This window comes from Anaerobacillus sp. QJM3NY_17 (assembly GCF_056173665.1).
This window is the reverse complement of the sequence record NZ_CM149685.1, coordinates 4,356,956-4,378,656: the sequence shown is the minus strand read 5'-3', so window position 1 is coordinate 4,378,656 and position 21,701 is coordinate 4,356,956. Positions and strand designations below refer to the sequence as shown.

General features: G+C 40.0%; 25 protein-coding genes. 24 read left to right on the top strand and 1 reads right to left on the bottom strand.

What is annotated here, in order from left to right; all coding sequences use genetic code 11:
• Positions 1 to 736 precede the first annotated feature (736 nt).
• From rpmH to AC0VYV_RS22285, 13 genes are all read left to right on the top strand, one after another.
• Complete coding sequence (gene rpmH, locus AC0VYV_RS22345) at positions 737 to 871, top strand: 50S ribosomal protein L34 (RefSeq protein ID WP_048311109.1); 135 nt, start codon at positions 737 to 739, stop codon at positions 869 to 871.
• Positions 872 to 948: 77 nt separating this feature from the next.
• On the top strand, positions 949 to 1,323 hold the full coding sequence (rnpA, locus tag AC0VYV_RS22340) for a ribonuclease P protein component (protein WP_475374333.1): 375 nt from the start codon (positions 949 to 951) through the stop codon (positions 1,321 to 1,323).
• Positions 1,320 to 1,541, top strand: a complete 222-nt coding sequence (gene yidD, locus AC0VYV_RS22335; protein ID WP_194218142.1) for a membrane protein insertion efficiency factor YidD — start codon at positions 1,320 to 1,322, stop codon at positions 1,539 to 1,541. The genes rnpA and yidD overlap by 4 nt, the downstream gene beginning before the upstream one ends.
• A 57-nt stretch (positions 1,542 to 1,598) precedes the next feature.
• Positions 1,599 to 2,366, top strand: coding sequence for a YidC family membrane integrase SpoIIIJ (gene spoIIIJ / locus AC0VYV_RS22330; protein WP_303532812.1), 768 nt, complete (start codon positions 1,599 to 1,601; stop codon positions 2,364 to 2,366).
• Positions 2,363 to 2,983 carry an RNA-binding cell elongation regulator Jag/EloR gene (gene jag / locus AC0VYV_RS22325; RefSeq protein WP_430244380.1) on the top strand — a complete coding sequence of 207 codons (621 nt, stop codon included), beginning with the start codon at positions 2,363 to 2,365 and terminating at the stop codon, positions 2,981 to 2,983. The genes spoIIIJ and jag overlap by 4 nt, the downstream gene beginning before the upstream one ends.
• A 287-nt stretch (positions 2,984 to 3,270) precedes the next feature.
• Positions 3,271 to 4,647: a tRNA uridine-5-carboxymethylaminomethyl(34) synthesis GTPase MnmE gene (gene mnmE / locus AC0VYV_RS22320; RefSeq protein ID WP_430244382.1), complete on the top strand. Its 1,377-nt coding sequence runs from the start codon at positions 3,271 to 3,273 to the stop codon at positions 4,645 to 4,647.
• Between the two features lie 24 nt (positions 4,648 to 4,671).
• Positions 4,672 to 6,555: a tRNA uridine-5-carboxymethylaminomethyl(34) synthesis enzyme MnmG gene (gene mnmG / locus AC0VYV_RS22315; protein ID WP_430244384.1), complete on the top strand. Its 1,884-nt coding sequence runs from the start codon at positions 4,672 to 4,674 to the stop codon at positions 6,553 to 6,555.
• An 18-nt stretch (positions 6,556 to 6,573) separates the two neighbouring features.
• Positions 6,574 to 7,287 (top strand): 16S rRNA (guanine(527)-N(7))-methyltransferase RsmG, encoded by a 714-nt coding sequence (rsmG, locus tag AC0VYV_RS22310; protein ID WP_226615958.1) that lies wholly within the window; start codon positions 6,574 to 6,576, stop codon positions 7,285 to 7,287.
• Between the two features lie 118 nt (positions 7,288 to 7,405).
• Positions 7,406 to 8,245, top strand: a complete 840-nt coding sequence (gene noc / locus AC0VYV_RS22305) for a nucleoid occlusion protein (protein WP_194218148.1) — start codon at positions 7,406 to 7,408, stop codon at positions 8,243 to 8,245.
• 170 nt (positions 8,246 to 8,415) lie between these two features.
• On the top strand, positions 8,416 to 9,201 hold the full coding sequence (locus AC0VYV_RS22300) for a ParA family protein (protein WP_371017943.1): 786 nt from the start codon (positions 8,416 to 8,418) through the stop codon (positions 9,199 to 9,201).
• Positions 9,194 to 10,042 (top strand): ParB/RepB/Spo0J family partition protein, encoded by an 849-nt coding sequence (locus AC0VYV_RS22295; protein ID WP_475374332.1) that lies wholly within the window; start codon positions 9,194 to 9,196, stop codon positions 10,040 to 10,042. The genes AC0VYV_RS22300 and AC0VYV_RS22295 overlap by 8 nt, the downstream gene beginning before the upstream one ends.
• A gap of 76 nt (positions 10,043 to 10,118) precedes the next feature.
• Complete coding sequence (locus AC0VYV_RS22290; protein ID WP_475374331.1) at positions 10,119 to 11,267, top strand: aminotransferase class V-fold PLP-dependent enzyme; 1,149 nt, start codon at positions 10,119 to 10,121, stop codon at positions 11,265 to 11,267.
• A 13-nt stretch (positions 11,268 to 11,280) separates the two neighbouring features.
• Complete coding sequence (locus AC0VYV_RS22285; RefSeq protein ID WP_430244390.1) at positions 11,281 to 11,994, top strand: DUF554 domain-containing protein; 714 nt, start codon at positions 11,281 to 11,283, stop codon at positions 11,992 to 11,994.
• A gap of 135 nt (positions 11,995 to 12,129) precedes the next feature.
• On the opposite strand, the gene yyaC is transcribed toward AC0VYV_RS22285, so the two are convergent.
• Complete coding sequence (yyaC, locus tag AC0VYV_RS22280; protein WP_475368266.1) at positions 12,130 to 12,759, bottom strand: spore protease YyaC; 630 nt, start codon at positions 12,757 to 12,759, stop codon at positions 12,130 to 12,132.
• A 125-nt stretch (positions 12,760 to 12,884) separates the two neighbouring features.
• Here yyaC and AC0VYV_RS22275 point away from each other — a divergent pair, with 125 nt between their 5' ends.
• The 11 genes from AC0VYV_RS22275 (at position 12,885) to rplI (ending at position 21,666) form a co-directional block, all read left to right on the top strand.
• Positions 12,885 to 13,907, top strand: a complete 1,023-nt coding sequence (locus AC0VYV_RS22275; protein WP_194218154.1) for a YkvI family membrane protein — start codon at positions 12,885 to 12,887, stop codon at positions 13,905 to 13,907.
• Positions 13,908 to 13,932: 25 nt separating this feature from the next.
• A complete protein-coding gene (locus tag AC0VYV_RS22270; RefSeq protein WP_475374330.1) occupies positions 13,933 to 14,817 on the top strand; it encodes a mechanosensitive ion channel family protein in 885 nt (294 codons plus the stop codon).
• 13 nt (positions 14,818 to 14,830) lie between these two features.
• Positions 14,831 to 15,028 (top strand): DUF951 domain-containing protein, encoded by a 198-nt coding sequence (locus tag AC0VYV_RS22265; protein WP_430244397.1) that lies wholly within the window; start codon positions 14,831 to 14,833, stop codon positions 15,026 to 15,028.
• A 196-nt stretch (positions 15,029 to 15,224) separates the two neighbouring features.
• On the top strand, positions 15,225 to 16,325 hold the full coding sequence (gene ychF, locus AC0VYV_RS22260) for a redox-regulated ATPase YchF (protein ID WP_194218157.1): 1,101 nt from the start codon (positions 15,225 to 15,227) through the stop codon (positions 16,323 to 16,325).
• 141 nt (positions 16,326 to 16,466) lie between these two features.
• Positions 16,467 to 16,763 carry a 30S ribosomal protein S6 gene (rpsF, locus tag AC0VYV_RS22255; RefSeq protein ID WP_048311133.1) on the top strand — a complete coding sequence of 99 codons (297 nt, stop codon included), beginning with the start codon at positions 16,467 to 16,469 and terminating at the stop codon, positions 16,761 to 16,763.
• Positions 16,764 to 16,789: 26 nt separating this feature from the next.
• A complete protein-coding gene (gene ssb, locus AC0VYV_RS22250; RefSeq protein WP_098445609.1) occupies positions 16,790 to 17,302 on the top strand; it encodes a single-stranded DNA-binding protein in 513 nt (170 codons plus the stop codon).
• Between the two features lie 63 nt (positions 17,303 to 17,365).
• The gene (rpsR, locus tag AC0VYV_RS22245; protein WP_048311135.1) at positions 17,366 to 17,602 is read left to right on the top strand and encodes a 30S ribosomal protein S18; all 237 of its coding nucleotides are present in this window, start codon (positions 17,366 to 17,368) and stop codon (positions 17,600 to 17,602) included.
• Between the two features lie 155 nt (positions 17,603 to 17,757).
• Positions 17,758 to 18,057, top strand: a complete 300-nt coding sequence (locus tag AC0VYV_RS22240; protein WP_194218160.1) for an HPr family phosphocarrier protein — start codon at positions 17,758 to 17,760, stop codon at positions 18,055 to 18,057.
• A 250-nt stretch (positions 18,058 to 18,307) separates the two neighbouring features.
• Positions 18,308 to 19,234, top strand: a complete 927-nt coding sequence (locus AC0VYV_RS22235; RefSeq protein ID WP_475374329.1) for a YybS family protein — start codon at positions 18,308 to 18,310, stop codon at positions 19,232 to 19,234.
• A gap of 15 nt (positions 19,235 to 19,249) precedes the next feature.
• Positions 19,250 to 21,226: a DHH family phosphoesterase gene (locus AC0VYV_RS22230; protein ID WP_475374328.1), complete on the top strand. Its 1,977-nt coding sequence runs from the start codon at positions 19,250 to 19,252 to the stop codon at positions 21,224 to 21,226.
• The gene (gene rplI, locus AC0VYV_RS22225) at positions 21,223 to 21,666 is read left to right on the top strand and encodes a 50S ribosomal protein L9 (RefSeq protein ID WP_194218163.1); all 444 of its coding nucleotides are present in this window, start codon (positions 21,223 to 21,225) and stop codon (positions 21,664 to 21,666) included. The genes AC0VYV_RS22230 and rplI overlap by 4 nt, the downstream gene beginning before the upstream one ends.
• Positions 21,667 to 21,701: the final 35 nt, after the last annotated feature.

Below are 21,701 nucleotides of genomic sequence, written 5' to 3'. Positions count from 1 at the left end.
CGAAGTCCCTCCTTTTGTTCAAAAGTAAATAAAATTAATATCGTCAGCTTATTTCGGGCCACTGAATGATTCTTCTCATCAGACTGGGTGACATTGTAACAGACCCTTATGTTTTTTCACCAAAATAAAAACAGGCTGTATTCGCTGACGATAGTCGCCTAATGTGCCAACGTACAACCTTTGTACAATCATTTGAATATTCACGAATAATTATACTGTCCACAATATCAAAGCGGATCATATAATATAGAAGAAAGTCGAATTATTGACTGTGTTCACATGGTTGTGGACATAAAGAATAACATACCTGAATAACTGTCCACATAATTATCCACAGACTGTGGACTCTTTTAAATTCACTCTAGCTTATTCACGAGTTAAAACACAAATATCATAACAAAAGAATAGCTTGTTTGCAATGTTTTTCGGGAGGTTATCCACAGAGGACATATCTTGTGGATCAAAACTGTCCACAGCACTAGATTTTGTGTAGAACCTGTCGATAAGTGATGTGAATAAGTGAAAAGTGTCGAAATGAGTTATCCACACGGGTGTTTTAAGAGGTTTGTAAATGATTTGATCAATCTTTATTTGGTGGAGATCATCGTAGATTTAAATGATTGCTTTTAGTTAAAGTGTGTTTGATATTTTAATTAAACTTGACAATTCCCCATGTCTTTTCTTATAATTACTTGGACTGTCTTTATACAGTTTATCCTCAGGGAGGTGTAATAGAATGAAAAGAACGTTTCAACCAAACACACGTAAACGTAAAAAAGTTCACGGTTTTCGTGCACGTATGAGCTCAGCTAACGGACGTAAAGTCCTTGCTCGTCGTCGCCGTAAAGGTAGAAAAGTATTGTCTGCATAGACCACTGATCATCAGTGGTCTTTTTTTAAGATAAGGTTTATAATATGCTTATCCAAGTAACACTGGGAGTGTGCGGATTGAATAGCAACTACCGGATTAAAAAGAATTCTGAGTTTCAGAACGTTTTCAAAAATGGAAACTCAACTGCAAACAGACAATTTGTTGTGTATGTATTAAAGCGAAATGATCAGCCTCAATTTCGATTAGGTCTTTCAGTAAGTAAGAGGATTGGCAATGCTGTGACACGAAATCGTGTGAAGCGACTTGTGAAAGAATCATTCCATCAGTTGTCAGATCAAATCAAATTCCCTTACGATTTTGTCGTAATTGCACGAAAACCTTCTTCAGAGATGAGTTTCGAAGAAGTGAAGAGCAGCTTAACTCATGTGCTTAATAGAGCTCGTGTGTTGAGAGGTGTGAAACAAGTTAGTAAAGGAAGGGATTCTAAATGAAGAAAGTGGCTTTGATGCTAATTCGCGTCTATCAGAAGTTTATTTCTCCATTAACTCCCCCATCTTGCCGTTTCTACCCATCCTGTTCTCATTACAGTTTCGAATCTTACCAGAAGCATGGATTTATTAAGGGCTCCTGGTTGACGGTTAAAAGAATTTCAAAGTGCCACCCCTTTCATCCTGGCGGTTTTGATCCTGTACCGGATAAAAGGGACTAGTGGCATGCTTTTACTACATAAATCATTGTCGAGATATGATTGCAAGGAGGATGAAGCGTGAGGAAAAAAATAACCCTCGCATTTCTATTGATTGGTCTCGTTGCGGTCCTTTCAGGATGTAACATTAACGAGCCGATTGATGCAGAAAGCACGGGATTTTGGAGCGAATACATTGTATATCCGCTTTCCGCAGTCTTAACATTTTTCGCTGATTTGACTGGTGATGGAAATTATGGACTGTCTATTATTATTGTTACGATTTTAATTCGACTTCTACTACTTCCATTGATGATCAAACAAACGAGAAGTTCAAAAGCGATGCAGGAACTGCAGCCAGAAATGCAGAAACTTAAAGAAAAGTACAGCAGTAAAGACCAGAAGACGCAACAGCAGCTTCAGCAAGAAACAATGCAGCTCTTTCAACAGAATGGTGTTAACCCGCTTGCAGGTTGTCTACCAATCTTAGTGCAAATGCCGATTCTTTTAGGTTTTTACCATGCTATTATGCGTACACAAGCAATTGAAACACATACTTTCCTCTGGTTTAGCCTTGGCTCTCCAGATATAATTCTGGCAGTCACTGCTGGTATAACAACCTTCATTCAGCAGAAAATCATGATGGGTAGCGGTGGAACGGTGCAGCCTCAAATGAAGATGCTTCTATACGTTATGCCAATTATGATTATTGTCTTTGCTATTAACTTCCCTGCAGCGCTAGCGCTATATTGGGTTGTAGGTAACATCTTTATGATTGCGCAAACTTACTTTATTACGAAACCTACCATTAAAACCGCTGATACGAATACGGGGGGAGCGAAGAAGTGAGAAGCGTTACGGTAACGGGAAAAACGATTGAAGATGCCATTGAAAATGCGCTGAATCAAATCGGGACTGTTCAAGAGAATGTTAATATTGAAGTGTTAGAAGAGCCTAAAAAAGGATTTTTAGGTTTTGGAGGAAGGCCCGCCCGCATCAAAGTAAGCGAGAAACCTGACATCATAGAGCAAACAAGGGCTTTTTTAGAAAAAGTCATTAGCAATATGGGAGTAGAAGCCAGTATAGAAGGTAGAAGAGAGGATCGCGATCTTTATTTTACTCTATCTGGTGAAAAAATTGCGATATTGATAGGGAAACGCGGCCAAACTCTTAATTCTTTGCAATATTTGACAAATCTTGCCGCGAATCGATTTTCTGACCGATTTGTCCGTGTAGTACTCGATGCTGAGAACTACCGTGAAAGACGTGAAGAGACGCTAAGAAAGTTAGCCGATCGTCTTGCAGACAAAGCGATGGTTACGAAAAAGGATATACAGCTAGAACCGATGCCGTCGTTAGAACGTAAGGTAATTCACCTTTATTTGAAAGAAAAGAAGGGGATTTCCACTCACTCAGATGGAAAAGATCCACATCGCCGTGTGGTTATTGTTCCACGTAATAAATGATATGAAACCTTCGGGCACTTTGCCCGAAGGTTTTTTTGAGGAAAGATTGGGTTTTCTTTACTAGAAATCTCCATTCTTTTCACCCTTCTTAGGCTGGTTGTATGGAAAGCAAACTTATTTCTTTTTTTATGAAAATGGGTTACACTAAAAGGTATTGTGGATTAGTCTGTAGCTTTAAGATATGAAGTTATCCACTGTGGATAATTGGTTAAACTAATACTAGCTTATATTATATAGAAAACGTAAATAAATAGAATAAAGAAGTGTGATTAGAGAGGTGAATAACTTTGGAATATGAAACGATTGCTGCAATATCGACTCCAATGGGAGAAGGGGCAATTGCGATTGTCCGACTTAGTGGTTCAGAGGCGGTTGCGATAGCTGATCGGCTATATAAGGGCAAACAGGCGTTAGAATCCGTTGATTCTCATACGATTCATTATGGTCATTTGATTGATCCTGATACTGAGCAGGTTGCTGAAGAAGTGATGGTTTCAATTATGAAAGGACCCCGGACATTTACGAGAGAGGATATTGTCGAGATCAACTGTCACGGTGGACTGGTATCTGTAAACCGTGTGCTTGAGTTGGTTTTGCGTAGTGGTGCACGCCTTGCAGAGCCAGGTGAATTCACTAAACGAGCTTTTTTGAATGGTCGAATTGACTTGTCGCAAGCAGAGGCTGTTATTGATTTGATTCGAGCAAAAACGGATCGAGCAATGAATGTTGCGTTAAATCAAATGGAGGGTCGCTTATCGACGCTGATTGCTACCTTGAGACAGCAACTCCTTGAGACAGTTGCTCATGTTGAAGTGAACATTGACTACCCTGAATATGATGCAGAAGAAATGACGCAAGATCTTTTAACCACGCAATTAAAGCAGGTGGCTAAGGAAATTGAAGGTATTCTAATTACAGCACGACAGGGAAAAATTTTGCGTGAAGGTTTATCTACTGTTATCGTGGGACGGCCAAACGTTGGTAAATCATCCTTATTGAATAGTCTTGTTCACGAAAACAAGGCAATAGTGACAGACGTTCCTGGTACGACCCGAGATGTTATTGAGGAATATGTTAATGTAAGAGGCGTGCCTTTAAGATTAGTGGATACAGCGGGAATTCGAGAAACGGAAGATCTGGTCGAGCGAATAGGTGTTGAACGTTCACGTGAACGCTTGAAACAAGCTGATCTCATCTTGCTTGTGCTTAATTATAATGATGAGTTGACGCATGAAGATGAGAAGTTGTTCGAAGCGGTAAAAGGCATGGATGTTATTATTATCGTGAATAAAACGGATCTAGATGAGAAACTAGATTTAACTAAGGTAAAAGAATTAGCAGAAGAGCATCCAATGATTACGACTTCATTAAAACATGAACAAGGCGTTGATGAGCTTGAACAATCCATCTCTGAACTGTTCTTTGCAGGTGAAGTAGAGTCACAGGATTTAACATATGTATCTAATTCACGTCATATTGCTTTGTTAGAACAATCGCGAAGAACGCTTGATGATGCGTTAGGCGCTGTTGAAGCAGGAATGCCGGTTGATATGGTACAAATTGATATTACTCGAACGTGGGAAATTCTTGGAGAGATTATTGGTGATACAGTATCTGAGAGTTTGATCGATCAGTTATTTTCACAGTTTTGTCTTGGGAAATAAGATGATAAAAGGAGGAATACGGCAATGGGTTATAAAGCCGATTCTTATGATGTTATAGTCGTCGGAGCAGGTCATGCCGGTGTGGAAGCGGGACTCGCTTCAGCAAGAATGGGTGCGAAAACACTCATGCTTACACTTAACTTAGACTCTGTCGCTTTCATGCCATGTAACCCGAGTGTAGGAGGTCCTGCAAAGGGAATTGTTGTGCGGGAAATTGATGCACTTGGTGGAGAAATGGGACGAAATATAGATAAAACGCATATTCAAATGCGTATGTTAAATACAGGTAAGGGGCCTGCTGTACGTGCACTGCGTGCACAGGCTGATAAAGTACTGTATCAAAGTGAAATGAAACGAACCATTGAAGAACAGGATAATCTTACGCTCTTACAGGGCATGGTTGAGAAACTAATCGTTGAGGATGGCGTCTGCAAAGGAGTTATTACGAAAACGGGTGCAGAGTTCGAGGCGAAATCTGTTGTTTTAACAACTGGTACGTTCATGCGCGGTCGCGTTATTATTGGAGATCTTTCATATGAAAGTGGCCCTAATAACATGCAGCCTTCCGTTAATTTGTCGCACCATTTGGAGGAATTGGGCTTTGAGATGGTTCGTTTTAAGACAGGAACTCCTCCGCGTGTAAATAATAAATCTATTGATTATAGTAAAACTGAAATTCAGCCCGGCGATGAAAAACCGCGTGCATTTTCATATGAAACAACAGACTTTATTACAGACCAGCTGCCATGTTGGTTAACTTATACGGGTGAAGCAACGCATAAGCTCATCAATGATAACTTGCATCGATCTCCGATGTATTCAGGTATGATTGAAGGGACAGGCCCAAGGTATTGCCCATCAATTGAAGATAAAATTGTTCGCTTTAATGATAAGCCCCGTCACCAAATTTTCCTTGAACCAGAAGGACGCAATACGAAGGAAGTATATGTGCAGGGTCTTTCAACAAGCCTTCCAGAGGATTTGCAGCAACAAATTCTTAAAACCGTACCTGGTCTTGAAAATGTTGAAATGATGCGTGCAGGCTATGCCATCGAATATGATGTTATTGTTCCGACCCAATTGTGGCCTTCACTTGAAACAAAAACAGTGAAAAACCTCTTTACTGCAGGACAGTTAAACGGTACTTCAGGATATGAAGAGGCAGCAGGTCAGGGAATCATGTCTGGTATTAACGCTGCAAGGAATGCACAGGAGCGTGAAGCGGTGATTCTGGATCGTTCTCAAGGGTACATTGGCGTTATGATCGATGACCTTGTGACGAAAGGAACGAACGAGCCATATCGTCTATTAACATCACGAGCAGAATATCGTCTTCTTCTTCGTCACGATAATGCAGATTTAAGACTAACAGAACTCGGTTATGACATCGGCATGATTCCTAAAGAACGCTATGATCGTTTCCTTGCTAAAAAAGAAATGATCGAGCAAGAAATGAAGCGTCTTGCGAAGATTGTGATTAAACCAGGCGAGCAGGTTAATGATGTTCTTCCGGAGAATAGTACTGAATTGAAGGAAGCTATTCACGCAGCTAATTTATTGAAGAGACCGGAAGTAACTTATCAAGAGATTCATCAACTAGCACCAGCAGACTTTGAAATTCCTGAAGATGTTTCAGAACAAGTTGAGATTCAGATTAAATATAGCGGCTATATTAATAAAAGTCTTCAACAAGTGGAACGTATGAAGAAAATGGATGAAAAGAAAATTCCTGAGGGCATAGATTATTATGCGATTGGTGGTCTTGCAACTGAAGCGAAGCAAAAACTTGATGAGGTTCGCCCTCTTTCAATTGGTCAGGCTTCGCGTGTATCAGGAGTTAATCCAGCTGATGTATCGATCTTACTTGTGTATATCGAACAGGGGAAAATCGCTAAAATTGCAAAATAATGTACTAGTGGAGGGTCTATGAACGAGCAACAGTTTCAGGAGTTGTTAGAGGAGAAAGGGATTACTCTTTCTCCTGAACAGCTTCAACAATTTCAAACATACTATGAAATTCTAGTTGAATGGAACGAGAAAATGAATCTGACAGCTATCACTGATAAAGAGGAAGTCTACGAAAAGCACTTCTTTGATTCAATCATGGCGGCGTTCTCATTTGATTTCTCTTCTGACTATCATATTTGCGATGTGGGAGCGGGCGCAGGTTTCCCAAGTTTGCCTATTAAAATTTGTTTTCCACATTTAAGCATCACTATTGTCGATTCACTTAACAAGAGAATCGGTTTCTTAGAACACCTTTCATCAAAACTTAAGCTAACAAATGTGTCATTTTATCATGACCGTGCTGAATTATTTGGTAAAAACAAAGATCATCGTGAAAAGTATGATGTTGTCACAGCAAGAGCCGTTGCAAGACTTTCTGTCCTTGGTGAGTTGTGTCTTCCTCTCGTTAAACCAAACGGTTATTTTGTTGCGCTAAAAGGCCCAGGTGTAGAGGATGAATTAGAGTCTGGTAAACAGGCGATTAAGCTTCTTGGTGGAGAAGTTGTGAAACGAGATACGCTAACACTACCTAAAGAAAAGAGTGAGCGTAATATCGTTACAATTAAAAAAATCAAAACAACTCCAAAAAAATATCCAAGAAAGCCAGGCACACCAAATAAAAATCCTTTATAATAAAGATGGACTGCATTTGAACGGATAGGTGTTTCACATGGAACGCTGCTACGACGGAAGGAATTCGGTTTTGAAGCAGCGAATCAGTTAAGGAGTCGATTAAAGGTGGTGTTAGGCGATGAAGCATACGTTTTCACGTCTTTTCGGTTTGAACGATGAAAAAAGCGAGACGATGGAAGCAGAACAAGAGGAAGTGAAACAGCTTCTTGTTGAGGATATTATCCCAAACCGTTTCCAACCTCGAACAATTTTTATAGATGAGAGAATTACTGAACTATCTCAGACGATAAAGACCCATGGAGTTATTCAGCCGATCGTGGTTCGAGAACGTGAAGGCAAGTATGAAATTATTGCCGGGGAAAGACGCTGGAGAGCAGTGAAAAAGCTAGGTTGGGAGCGAATTCCTGCCATTATTAAGGAATTTAACGATTCTCAAACAGCCTCTATTGCGCTTATCGAGAACCTGCAGCGTGAAGAGCTAACAGCTGTTGAAGAAGCTATGGCTTATGCCCAGCTTATTGAGCTACATGATTTAACTCAGGAGAGCCTCGCTCAGCGACTTGGCAAAGGGCAATCTACTATTGCGAATAAGCTTAGATTACTGAAGCTCCCCGAGCCTGTTCAAAGAGCGCTTCTCGAGAAAAAAATCACGGAGAGACACGCTCGTGCTTTGATTCCACTTAAGAATCCTGAGAATCAAGTAAAAGTTCTCACAGAAGTTCTTGAAAGACAATGGAATGTGAAGCAGACGGAAGAACGTGTTGTTCGTATGCTAGAAGGCACTGTACCTAAACCGAAGCCTAGAAAAAAATCGGTTAGTAAAGATATGAGGTTGGCTGTCAATACGATCCGTCAATCGCTTGATATGGTAACAGAGACTGGTTTAACGATTGATACAGATGAAGAAGACCATGACGAATACTATCAATTTACGATCCGAATACCTAAAAAGAAGTAAACTCATCCAAACTGGATGAGTTTTTTTTGTACATATAAAACGTTAAACAGATAGTATTAACTTCAAATATGCTGAGCTGTTTTCTGTTTCTATCTCTTTCAGGGAGGAAATGGAATTTTATTGAGAATACCGTCCGGCTAATAACAAACGTGATAAAATAGAAAGAAAGAATGGTTGGAGAATGGGGTGACATCTTGGTGAATATTGTTGCTGTAGCAAATCAAAAAGGCGGAGTGGGAAAGACGACCACTTCAGTGAATGTAAGTGCCTGTCTCGCCTATCTTGGTAAAAGGGTCTTGCTTGTTGACATTGATCCTCAGGGGAATGCAACAAGTGGCGTTGGGATTGAGAAAGGCGATATTGAAAAATGTGTGTATAACATCCTCGTAGATGACCTAGATGCTGGAGACATTATTCAGGAGACGATTGTTGAGAATTTGCACGTCATTCCTTCAACAATTCAGCTTGCAGGAGCAGAGATCGAACTTGTTCCCACCATTTCCCGGGAAGTAAGATTGAAAAGGGCGCTAAATAAAGTTGAAAAAAACTATGATTATATTATAATTGATTGTCCTCCATCGTTGGGGTTATTAACAATTAATGCTCTTACAGCCGCAGATGCAGTGCTTATTCCTGTCCAATGCGAATACTATGCACTTGAAGGACTAAGTCAGTTACTTAATACAGTACGACTCGTCCAAAAGCATTTAAATACAGAATTAAAGATTGAAGGAGTACTGTTAACGATGCTTGATGCAAGGACAAACCTTGGTATTCAAGTGATTGAAGAAGTTAAAAAGTACTTCCAAGAAAAAGTCTATCGAGTGATCATACCAAGGAATGTACGTTTGAGTGAGGCGCCAAGTCATGGGAAGCCAATCATTGTCTATGATCCAAAATCTCGAGGGGCTGAATGCTATTTAGAACTTGCAAAGGAAGTGTTAGTCAATGACTAATCGTGGTTTGGGTAAGGGAATTAACGCCTTTTTCCCTTCCCAAAATGAGAACGAGACTGTGAGAGATATTCCCGTTAATGAGCTTCGTCCTAACCCTTATCAACCGAGAAAGAAGTTTAGTACTGAAGCGATTGAAGAATTAAGTGCTTCGATTCAAACTTTCGGTGTCCTCCAGCCATTAATCGTTCGTCAAAGCATTAAAGGCTATGAAATTGTTGTAGGTGAGCGGAGGTATAGGGCTTCTTTAGAAGCAGGTCTTACAACCGTTCCAGCTGTTGTGAAAGATTTAACAGATCGAAAAATGATGGAAATTGCTTTAATTGAAAACTTGCAGCGTGAGAATCTAAATCCGATTGAAGAGGCGCATGCTTACCAGAAACTGATGGAAGAAACAGATGTGACACAGGAAGAATTGTCAAAACGCCTGGGTAAAAGTAGACCGCATCTCGCTAATTTCCTTCGTCTTTTACAGTTACCTTCTGAAGTACAGGAGTATATTTCAGACGGAAAGCTCACGATGGGGCATGGGCGGGCGATACTTGGATTAAAAAATAAAGAAGCTAGAAAGCCACTTGCGGATCGAGTTCTTCAGGAGAAATTAAACGTTCGACAGCTAGAGAAGTTAATTACGGAATTGAATCAGAACGTTTCACGTGAAACAAAGAGAAAAGAGAAGTCAGATCCGTTTCTTAAGGAAAAGGAAGATCACCTTCGTGAGCGATTTGGTACGTCGGTTTCAATTAAAAGAATGAAGAAAAAAGGTAAAATAGAGATTGAGTTTTTTTCAGAAGAAGATCTAAATCGCATATTAGAAGTGTTTGAGAAAGAAGATAACGAATAAAAGCATAAACTGACATTCAGTTTATGCTTTTATTCTAGCTTAGTAGAATTTGAAACGAACTTAATGGGGTGGTAATGTGATTTATCTTGATCAAGCGGCAACGTCCTTTCCTAAGCCGCCTGAAGTTGTTCAGGCTATGACTGAGTGTATGACCGAATACGCGGCAAATCCAGGTCGTGGTGGACATGCTTTATCCAAGCGCGCTGATAACATGATTGTACAAGCACGTGAACAGCTGGCTGATTTCTTTGGCTTTGACCAACCTGAACGCGTTTGTTTTACAGCAAACGCTACAGGAGCTCTTAATCAGGCAATAAAAGGTTTTTCCTTCAATGAAGGGGATCATGTATTAACCACTTCTTATGAACACAACTCAGTACGTCGTCCTTTAGAATATATGAAGAAAACTTCAGGAATTGAAGTGGATTACATTAATCTGGAGACGACTGAGGAATTTGATGTCGAGGCATTCTGCAATGCCGTACGATCTTCTACAAAAATGATTATTGTTTCACATGGCTCTAATCTAACTGGTAAAATTATTCCTATCGATGAGATTGGAAAAATAGCCAGAGAACAGGGAATTACGTTTCTCGTAGATGCCTCCCAAACAGCTGGTATTATTCCTATTCATATGGAGCAAATGAGCGTTGATCTATTGGCTTTCCCAGGTCATAAAGGTTTACTTGGTCCGCAGGGTACAGGTGTACTAATGGTTAGCAAAGCGGTTGAGCTTAATCCTATATATCATGGCGGTACGGGGAGTAGTTCTGAGTTGGTCGATCAGCCACTAAAATACCCTGAACGCCTTGAGAGCGGAACCGTCAATACACCAGGAATTGCCGGGTTATTAGCAGGTCTCAATGCAGTGAAGAAAATGGGTCTTCATAAAATAAGAATGCATGAACTGCATTTAACTGAGCATCTAATAAATGGTTTAAAAGAAATTAATTATGTGAAGGTGTATGGACCTAATAAAGAACGCCTTGGAGTTATCCCTTTTACTATTGAAGGAATTGATGCTCAGGAAATTGCAATTATACTTGATCAGCATTACGAGATTGCAGTAAGAGCAGGCCTACACTGTACTCCGCTTGGACATGAAACGATCGGAACGACCACTACTGGAGCGGTACGATTAAGTGTGGGACCTTATAATTCAATAGATGAAATTAATAAAACCATCCAAGCAGTAGAAGAAATTGTTGAGGGGTACTTTGGCTGAGGAGATGTAGGAAATGGTATTATTAGGAACAGTTGTGAATGGTGCAGCCATTATTGCGGGTACGCTGATTGGCACGGTTAGCAGTCGCATCCCTGAACAAACGAAAACGACAATTATGCAGGGCCTAGCTTTAGTTGTTTCTGTTATCGGACTACAAATGGCCATGAAAAGCGAGCAGTTCTTAATTGTAATTGGCAGTCTGGTGCTGGGCGGTATACTAGGTGAGTATTGGAATCTAGAAGGAAAGCTGAATGGTTTAGGGAAGTGGATTGAGAGAAAAACTGGTGCTGCTTCGGAAGGCAGCGTAGCTCAAGCTTTTGTAACAGCTACACTCGTTTACGTTGTTGGTGCTATGGCTATTCTTGGGGCACTTGATAGTGGCCTACGAAATGATCACTCAATATTATTTACAAAGTCTTTAATAGATGGTTTTACTGCAATTATGTTTACAGCAACGCTAGGTTATGGTGTATTGTTTTCAGCAATACCCGTAATGCTGTATCAAGGAGTTCTTGCTCTCTTTGCTGCACAGATAAACCAGTTTGTCCCCCAAGCCCTTCTCGATGCGTTTATTGCAGAGGTAACTTCTGCAGGAGGAATTATGATTCTAGCAATTGGATTGAACTTGCTCGGTATTGTTAAAATTCGAGTAGCTAACTTTCTCCCTGCTTTATTAATTGCAGCTATTCTTGTCTCAAGTCTGTACCTGATGCCTTCGATGTTTTAGAATGCGATTATTTAATCAGGTTTTGTTAAGCAGTCAAAAATCAAGAAACCATATGATTTAGTAACAGAGATCTATATTAAAAAGACCCGTACTCTGGTTTTGTAAATGACCAGGATACGGGTCTTTTTGTCGACGTTATGGAAGTTGAAGAAGGTCATCTCCCCAATTTAAGGCATTGTTCTTCTCGAGTGACATATCTGATCCATATGCTTCAATAGATTGATGAAGACTTATAGCCATAACATCAGCCATTTTCATAACTAAATTTAATCGTGTATTTTGCAAAACAAAGTATTCCATGAATCCACTAACATTCACGATCCCTGTTAAATGAATATCCCCAACTTCTGGGAGCTCTTTTTTTACTCCCGCACCTGGCTTCACAGGGCCCTCTCCTGCCGTAATAATTCCAACAGAGTGAAGACGTCCGAGACAAGCATCAATTCCGATAATAAATGGACGAGTGTGCGTCTGTTCAATTGATGTCATCACTTCATTTAAATTCACAGCATGAACTGGTGACTCAAGCGTACCGTATACTGTTGCTTTTGGCTGAAGCTGCTGCAATTTGCTTCCAACAAGCGGGCCTAAAGCGTCTCCCGTTGAACGATCCGTTCCGATGCAAACGATCACAATTGAATCTGTTCTTCTCGTTGGCAGCAGAAGCGAAATCCTCTCACTAAGTGTTTCTATAGCAAGATCATCCTCATGATGGATTCGATATGCAGCAGGTTTTTTTTGAAAAAACTTGTCTCGAAGATTCATAGGATTCTCTCCTTTGTAATAGTAGTAACAGTATACGGAATTTTGACGTGATCTATACATACAAGATCATTTCTGCCGTGGATTTTACTTCAATTTCGTATTGAGTAAGACTAGGAGGGAATGCCATGATAAGCGGTGGAATGAAATGGTTGTTTCTTATATTAGGAACGATGATTGGTGCAGGCTATGCATCAGGGAGAGAACTGTGGCAATTTTTTGGTCATGAAAGCGTACTGGCTATCATTTTATTTACAGTCATGTTCTCGATTTGTTGTTATGTGATTATGAAAATAAGTTACGAAACGAAATCCACTCATTATTTGCCGATTTTGGAACGACTTGTGGGCAAAAAGTTAACCGGAATCTATGATTTACTCATTATCCTGTATTTGTTTACAACAACGATTGTAATGTTTGCAGGTGGTGGGGCAACGATGGAAGTGGTTCATCTACCTTATTGGTTAGGTATTTGTATTCTTGCTGTATTAGTTATTATCCTTTTCTTCTGGGATATCAACGGGATGTTATCAATGAATGCCATTATTCTTCCTTTGCTTATTATTCTCTTACTTTCAGTACTTGGATTGTTCATTCACTCGAATCCCTCAGCTATGCTTTTTAATTGGACCAAACAAGCGAACTGGCCAGCGGCTTTTACGTTCACAGCGCTAAATATTTTACCACTTGTCGCAGTCCTTTCAGCCGTCGGTCATCAAATTAAGCATAAAGGAGAAATTTGGATTGCGAGCCTTGGAAGTGGATTAATTCTCGGGGGAGTGTCTTTTCTTTATAATCAATCGCTCATACAGGTGGCTCATGACCTTCTTTTATACGAGATCCCATTGTTTGCGATCTTAAAAACGTATCCGTACTATATGATTTTGATTATGTCTGTCTTACTATGGTTAGCCATATACACTACAGCTGTAAGTGGAGTCTTTGGTCTTACATCGAGATTTCGAGATTTGCTTGGTCTTCCTCTATGGATTGTCGCTTTTATTATTGTCATGATTATGCTTCCGTTTACTGCGTTTGGTTTTTCTACACTAATTGCTTTTTTATACCCTCTGTACGGTGTACTTAATCTCTATATTTTAGCATCTATCTTGATTTTCCCAGTTCTTAAACGGTATGATTTGTTATCATAGTACTAAAAACTGGGAGGTATGTGGATTGGATTGGTTCGATTCTTTGTGGACGCCTACATATCAGTATTTAACCAATCGTGAGCTTTGGGGGAATATGGTCAAAAGTGCACTTACTATTTTAGCTATTTTAATTGGTACATGGATCTTTTTGCGAATAGCAAAATCAGCATTAGGTCAGATTTTCTCTATTCGTTTAAAAAGCCCCCTCCGGTTATCGGAACGTAGAGAAGCGACTCTCATAAGGTTGATTGAGAATGTTCTAACCTATGTTACTTATTTTGTTGCACTAGTTATGATTTTGAGTGAATTTGGCGTAGACGTTCGGACCCTAATTGCTGGAGCCGGAGTGGTTGGTCTTGCTGTAGGTTTCGGGGCACAGAACCTTGTTCGTGATGTTATTACAGGTTTCTTTATTATTTTCGAAAAACAGTTTTCTGTTGGCGATTATGTCCGTATCTCTAGTGTAGAAGGATTTGTTGAAGAAATTGGACTACGCGTTACGAAAATTAAAAGTTGGACAGGAGAACTTCATATCCTACCGAATGGTAACATTAGTCAAGTAACGAATTATTCTATTCATAATAGTATTGCCGTTGTTGATGTGAACATTGCGTATGAAGAACATATACAAGAAGCCGAGAAAGTGATCATTGATTTAATGGACGAGCTGTATGAGCAGTTTGATGCTATGATTGTGAAACCGGAATATCTTGGAGTCCAGGATTTAGGGCAGTCAGAAGTAATTCTTCGTATTATCTCAGAAGTGCATCCAATGGAGCACTGGGTCATAGGGCGAGAAATCCGAAAAGCGGTTAAACAACGTTTTGATGAAATTGGTATTGAAATTGCTCTGCCACGCGTTGTCATGTATCAGCGTGATGAGCAAAGTGAAGTAAAAGAAAAAGCATAAAGGGGGAATCCTTATGTCTGATAAAGACTTTGGCTTGAATGACATTGTCGAAATGAAAAAAGCGCATCCGTGTGGAGAAAACCGTTGGAAAGTAATTCGGATGGGAGCAGATATCCGAATCAAGTGTCTCGGGTGTGACCATAGTGTGATGCTTCCAAGAAAAGAGTTCTCTAGAAAATTGAAAAAAGTTCTTGAGCATGCGGAATCGTGACCGTCCATATTGGGCGGTCATTTTACTTATAGAGAAAGGGGGACGCTTGTTTTTTTGCTTCGTCATCTCTATAATTGATAAGGTATGTCGTTCGTTGAACAAGATGATCAAAAAAGTCTATTTATGGCTCATTTAGCCATCTTTATATTTATAAAAATCGCCTTCTGAGGCAGATACTTTTAAAGGAGTGACCGAGATGGCATTAACCACCGGTATTGTAGGACTTCCAAATGTTGGGAAGTCAACTTTATTTAACGCAATTACACAGGCAGGAGCAGAGTCAGCTAACTATCCGTTCTGTACAATTGATCCGAACGTTGGAATTGTAGAAGTTCCAGATGAGCGCCTTCAAAAGCTAACTGAGCTTGTAAATCCAAAGAAAACTGTACCAACAGCTTTTGAATTTACGGATATTGCTGGAATTGTTAAAGGTGCAAGTAAAGGCGAAGGTCTAGGAAACAAGTTTCTTTCTCATATTCGTCAAGTAGATGCGATTTCTCAAGTTGTTCGCTGTTTCGATGATGAGAATATTACACACGTTTCTGGTAAAGTAGATCCCATTTCTGATATTGAAACGATTAACCTTGAGCTAGTCCTTGCAGACCTTGAATCAGTAGAAAAGCGCATCGCCCGTGTTCAGAAAATGGCGAAGCAAAAAGATAAGGAAGCGCTAGCTGAATTTAACGTTCTCACAAAGCTTAAGGAAGCATTTGAAGAAGAACAGCCTGCTCGAAGCGTAGAGCTAACGGAAGAAGAAGAGAAAATTGTTTACGGCTACCATCTATTAACGAAAAAGCCTGTTCTTTACGTAGCAAACGTTGACGAAGATGATCTTCTGGACCCAACTGATAATGAATATGTGGCTAAAGTTCGTGAATATGCTGCAAAAGAAGGCGCAGAAGTTATCGTCGTTTGTGCGAAGATTGAATCCGAACTCGCTGAACTTGAAGGCGAAGAAAAAGATGCATTTCTTGAAGACATCGGAATCTCTGAGCCGGGATTGAATAAATTAATCCGCGCTTCCTATGACCTTCTTGGACTAGCTACTTACTTCACAGCTGGTGAGCAAGAAGTTCGTGCGTGGACATTCCGTCTTGGAATGAAAGCTCCACAAGCAGCTGGTATTATCCATACAGACTTCGAACGTGGTTTTATCCGCGCAGAAATTGTAGCTTATGATGACCTAGTTGAAGCTGGGACAATGGCTATCGCGAAAGAAAAAGGAAAAGTTCGTCTTGAAGGAAAAGAGTACATTGTAAAAGACGGAGACGTGATCCATTTCCGCTTTAACGTTTAAGATATAGATTCAATTTCTACGGTACTTGCTAATAGAGAATTAATTTGGTATAATCTAAAGCTGTGAGTAATTATCTTTGTATACTTACTCCTTGCTCTTAATTCCAGTTAAGAGCCGTTAGACCAAAAGGAGGTGAACGGAATGCGTAACTACGAAATTATGTACATTATCCGTCCAAACATTGAAGAGGATGCACAGAAAGCTCTTGTTGAGCGTTTCAACGGTATCCTTACAGACAATGGTGCGGAAATTAATGAAACTAAAGAAATGGGTAAGAAGCGTCTTGCTTATGAAATCGAGAATTTCAACAGCGGGATCTACATGCTTCTTAACATTAACAGTAATACTGAAGCGATTGATGAATTCAGCCGTTTGATGAAAATCAACGACGATGTTCTTCGTTTCATGACGATCAACCTAGAAGAAGCTAAAAAGTAATTGTTTTATAAATAGGAGGGGTTCTGATGCTGAATCGCGTCGTATTAGTTGGACGTTTAACAAAAGACCCTGAATTGCGTTATACCCCTAGTGGCGTAGCGGTTGCGAACTTCACACTTGCTGTGAATCGCCCGTTTACGAATCAGCAGGGAGACCGCGAAGCTGATTTTATCAACATTGTTGTATGGCGCAGACAGGCAGAAAATGCAGCCAATTTCTTGAAAAAAGGCAGCCTTGCTGGTGTAGATGGACGAGTTCAGACTCGCTCTTATGATAATAGCCAGGGACAGCGTGTGTTTGTGACAGAAGTGATGGCTGAAAGCGTCCAATTTCTCGAGCCTAAAGGTTCTAACCAAGGCGGTGGCGGAAGCGGTAACAGTAGTAACTACGGTGGCGGCAACCAAAACAGAGAAACCGGCGGTTACGGGAATCAGAACCAAAATCGTGATAACAACCGTGATCACTCCAATTTTGGAGATGACCCGTTTGCGAGCGATGGCAAGCCGATCGACATTTCAGATGATGACTTGCCGTTCTAATACTCTCTGTTTCGAGCGGTGAAAACAGAGATCGAATTTTAAATGCAAAGGAGGTAACTACCCATGGCAAGACCAGGTGGACGCAGAGGTCGTCGTAAAAAGGTTTGTTTCTTCACAGTAAACAAAATCACTTACATCGACTATAAAGATACAGATCTTCTTAAGCGCTTCGTATCTGAGCGTGGAAAAATTCTTCCACGTCGTGTAACAGGTACTAGCGCTAAATATCAACGTCAATTGACTCGTGCGGTTAAACGTGCTCGTCAAATGGCTTTACTACCATACGTACTTGGTGAGTAAGTTTTAAAACAGTGGGACAATGTCCCACTGTTTTTTCTATACAAGTTTATTCTGAAATAATGTTTTTTTACATTGTTTGAGAATAAGTGGTTTATCATTTCACATTTTGAGGGAATAAGAACCTTACAAGAGATCTGTAAGGAGGAACCACAATAATGAAAAATGTGGAAACAACAACAATTAATCTGACAGAGCAGCTTAGTATGAACTCCCTTATGGCATTCGTAAAAAAAGCGAAATCGTTTAACAGTCACGTGTCACTTTATCGTAATGGTCATAGCATTAACGCAAAGAACTTAACTAGCGTTATAACGTTCAATCTTACGGTGAAAGAAAATGACTCACTTCTTCTTATTGCTGACGGTGAGGATGCTACCGAAGCATCTATGCAATTAGAAGAATGGCTTCAAAATGAAATGGATAGCGCAAAAGAAGAGACTTTATCTCTTATGTAATACATAGTAGGCTGTTTAGAAAACAGCCTTTTCTTAATGCTTACTATTCAAATTAATGAAACATTTGCTGAAACGGGCAGAAATTCTTACAATGTAGTAAGGGGATTTCGACCCGTTTTTTTGAATTATATAAAAGGTAGTTTATTTAATTCGTGTAAACACTGGTATGGTAGGGCGTGAGACTGAATGTAGATTTATTTAGTAGTCGGACCTAATCGCCCACTTCCGCTTTACTGAAAAGGAGTTAATGATGAAGAATCGTGCTGTTGTACCGTTAGTTGAAGGAGCTGCGCTTGCGGCTGTGTTTGCTGTTTTATTTTTGGTAACGATGTATGTTCCTGTTGTTGGTGTAATTACTTTATGGGCTCTTCCAGTGCCGTTTATTTTAATGGTAGTTCGGAATGGGTTGAAGAGTGGATTGGTGATGTGGGCCGTAACTATCGTTATTGGGGTATTAACAGCTGGTATACCTTCGTTTGCTTTTACCTTAGTATTTAGTCTTGGTGGTTTAACTGCTGGGTACTTATATTATCTTCGTAAATCTGCGCTTGCTGTTTTACTTGGTAGTACCATTGCTTATGTTGTTGGTTTGGTTATCATTTTCATTTCAAGTATTTTACTTATTGGTCAAAATCCAGCCGATTTATCTATGGAAATGATGAATCAATCTTTTCGACAGGCTGAGTCAATGGCGAAAGCTTTAGGGGGGGATTCGGATCAAATTGCTCAGGCTAGGGAGCAAATTAGTTTGATTCGATATCTTATCCCAACTGTTCTTGTGTTAATGGGGGCGGTTATTGCGCTTATATCTCAACTTATTTCGGTGCCGATTTTAAAGAGGGTAGGGAATTTTCATCCACCAGTCTTTCCACCAATCCGAGAATGGTCATTTCCGAAGAGTTTTTTATGGTATTATTTAGTTGTTACTATTGTTATGATGGTAGGATTAGAAGAAGGATCTGCTGTATTTGTTGCATCCATTAACGTTTACTTAATACTCAACGCACTGATATTTGTTCAGGGGATTGCAGTCATTTACTTTTTTAGCCATCAAAAGGGGTGGCCCATCGTCGTGCCAATTCTGTTAACGGTTCTTGGCTTCGCACTAACATCATTTATTGTTATTATTGGAATCATTGATCTTGGTTTCGAATTGCGAAGGAGAATGAAATCATAGGTAGGAGCTGAAAGTATGCCAAAGTTTTTAACGAAACGGTGGCATGGTTATCATGTGGTAGCCTTGTTCGTCATTTCCATCCTGTTTATCGGCATCATCACCTATTACAACTGGATATTAGGGGTTGGAAGCGTAGTGGTCATGACGCTTCTTGTTTATACAGCGATTCGAGCTGAATCTTTATTTCAAGCTGCACTTAGGGATTACGTATCAACTCTGTCTCACCGCGTGAAGAAGGTGGGAGACGAGGCTCTTATGGAGATGCCTTTTGGAATATTGCTGTATGATGAGGATTATCACATCGAATGGACCAATCCATATTTGCCTATCATGATGGAGAAAGAACAGTTGATAGGACTTTCGTTGAATGATATATCAGAGCAAATTCTTCCCTTTTTGAAGTCAGAAGCGAATGAAGAAATTTTAACGATCCATGATCGTAAGTACAAAACGTATTTCAAACAAGAAGAAAGACTTCTCTATTTCTTTGATGTGAGTGAAAAAGTAGAAATACAACGTCTTTATAGCGAAGAAAAAACGGTTGTTGGGATTATTTATCTGGATAACTATGAAGAAGTAACCCAGGGACTTGGTGATCAGGTGCGTAGTAACTTAAACAGCTCTGTTACCTCGATTCTAAATAACTGGGCTGATGAGCAGGGAATTTTCTTGAAGCGAAGTTCATCTGAGAAATTCTTTGCTGTATTAAATCAAAAGATCCTTCAGGATTTGGAGAAAAATAAATTCTCTATCCTTGATGAAGTGCGTGAAGCTACTTCGAAAGAGAACATTTCCATTACATTGAGTATAGGTATTGGTAGTGGCCATAGTACACTTACGGAACTTGGTCAATTAGCTCAATCTAGTCTTGATTTAGCACTTGGACGTGGTGGTGACCAGGTGGCGATTAAGCAGACAACCGGGAAAGTGAAGTTCTATGGAGGAAAGACCAATCCAATTGAAAAGCGGACAAGGGTTCGAGCACGAGTTATTTCTCACGCTTTAAGAGAACTTGTACTGGATAGTGATCAAGTCATAATTATGGGACACAAAAATCCTGATATGGATTCTATCGGTGCATCGATAGGTATATTAAAAGTAGCACAGGCTAATGGAAAAGAAGGTTCTATCGTTTTTGATCAAAACCAACGGACAAGTGGTGTCTCAAGATTAATGGAAGAGATTGAAGGGAATGACCAACTTTGGGCTCGCTTTATTGACCCTGAAGATGCGCTTGAGAATTGTACACCGAATACGCTTCTAGTTGTCGTCGATACCCATAAACCTTCTCTTGTGATGGAAGAGCGCCTTTTACAAAAGCTTGACCATGTGGTTGTTATTGATCATCATAGACGTGGAGAAGAGTTTATTGAAGATCCAGTTCTTGTGTATATGGAGCCATATGCTTCTTCTACAGCTGAACTTGTAACGGAACTCTTTGAATACCAGCCTAAAAGGCTCAAAATGGACATTATGGAAGCAACAGCTCTTTTAGCAGGGATTATTGTGGATACAAAAAGCTTTACGCTTAGAACCGGTTCTAGAACGTTTGACGCTGCATCCTATTTAAGGGCACATGGAGCTGATACTGTTCTTGTACAGGAGTTTCTACGTGAAGACATTGCCCAGTATATTAGGAGAGCCAGAATTATCGAGAAATCGCACATCTATCGAAGCGGTATTGCGATTGCACTCGGTGAAAGAGATCAAACATATGATCAAGTATTGATTGCCCAAGCCGCAGACACGCTCTTATCAATGAGCGGCGTGATTGCTTCTTTCGTTATTTCAAAACGAACTGATGGTAAGATTAGCATTAGCGCAAGATCGCTTGGTGATGTTAATGTTCAGATTATAATGGAAGGCCTTAATGGCGGTGGGCACTTAACCAATGCTGCGACGCAAATTGATTCTGGATCAATCGAAGAAGCAGAAGAATTGCTTAAGGAAACAATTGATAACTATTTGGAAGGGAGCGAAGATGAATCATGAAAGTGATTTTCTTAGAAGACGTAAAAGGTAAAGGTAAAAAAGGCGAAGTGAAAAATGTGGCAGACGGTTATGCTCGTAACCATCTGTTGAAGAATAATCTAGCTCTAGAAGCAAATAATGCAAATATGAAAACTTTAAAAGCAAAACAGCGCAGTGATGATAAAAAGGCTCAGGAAGAGCTTGATGAGGCTAAAGCACTGAAGGAAACAATCGAAAGCCTTGAAGTTGAATTGGAAACAAAATCTGGTGAAGGCGGCCGTTTATTTGGATCCATTACAAGTAAAAATATTGCTGAAGAACTGAAAAAGCACGACATTAAAGTGGATAAACGTAAAATCGAGCTTGATGAACCAATCCGTTCACTGGGATACACGAATGTACCCATTAAATTGCACCATGATGTAACAGCAACTGTTAAAGTACATGTGGTAGAGCAATAATAGGTGATCACGGGTGGAAAATAGCGAAATGCTCA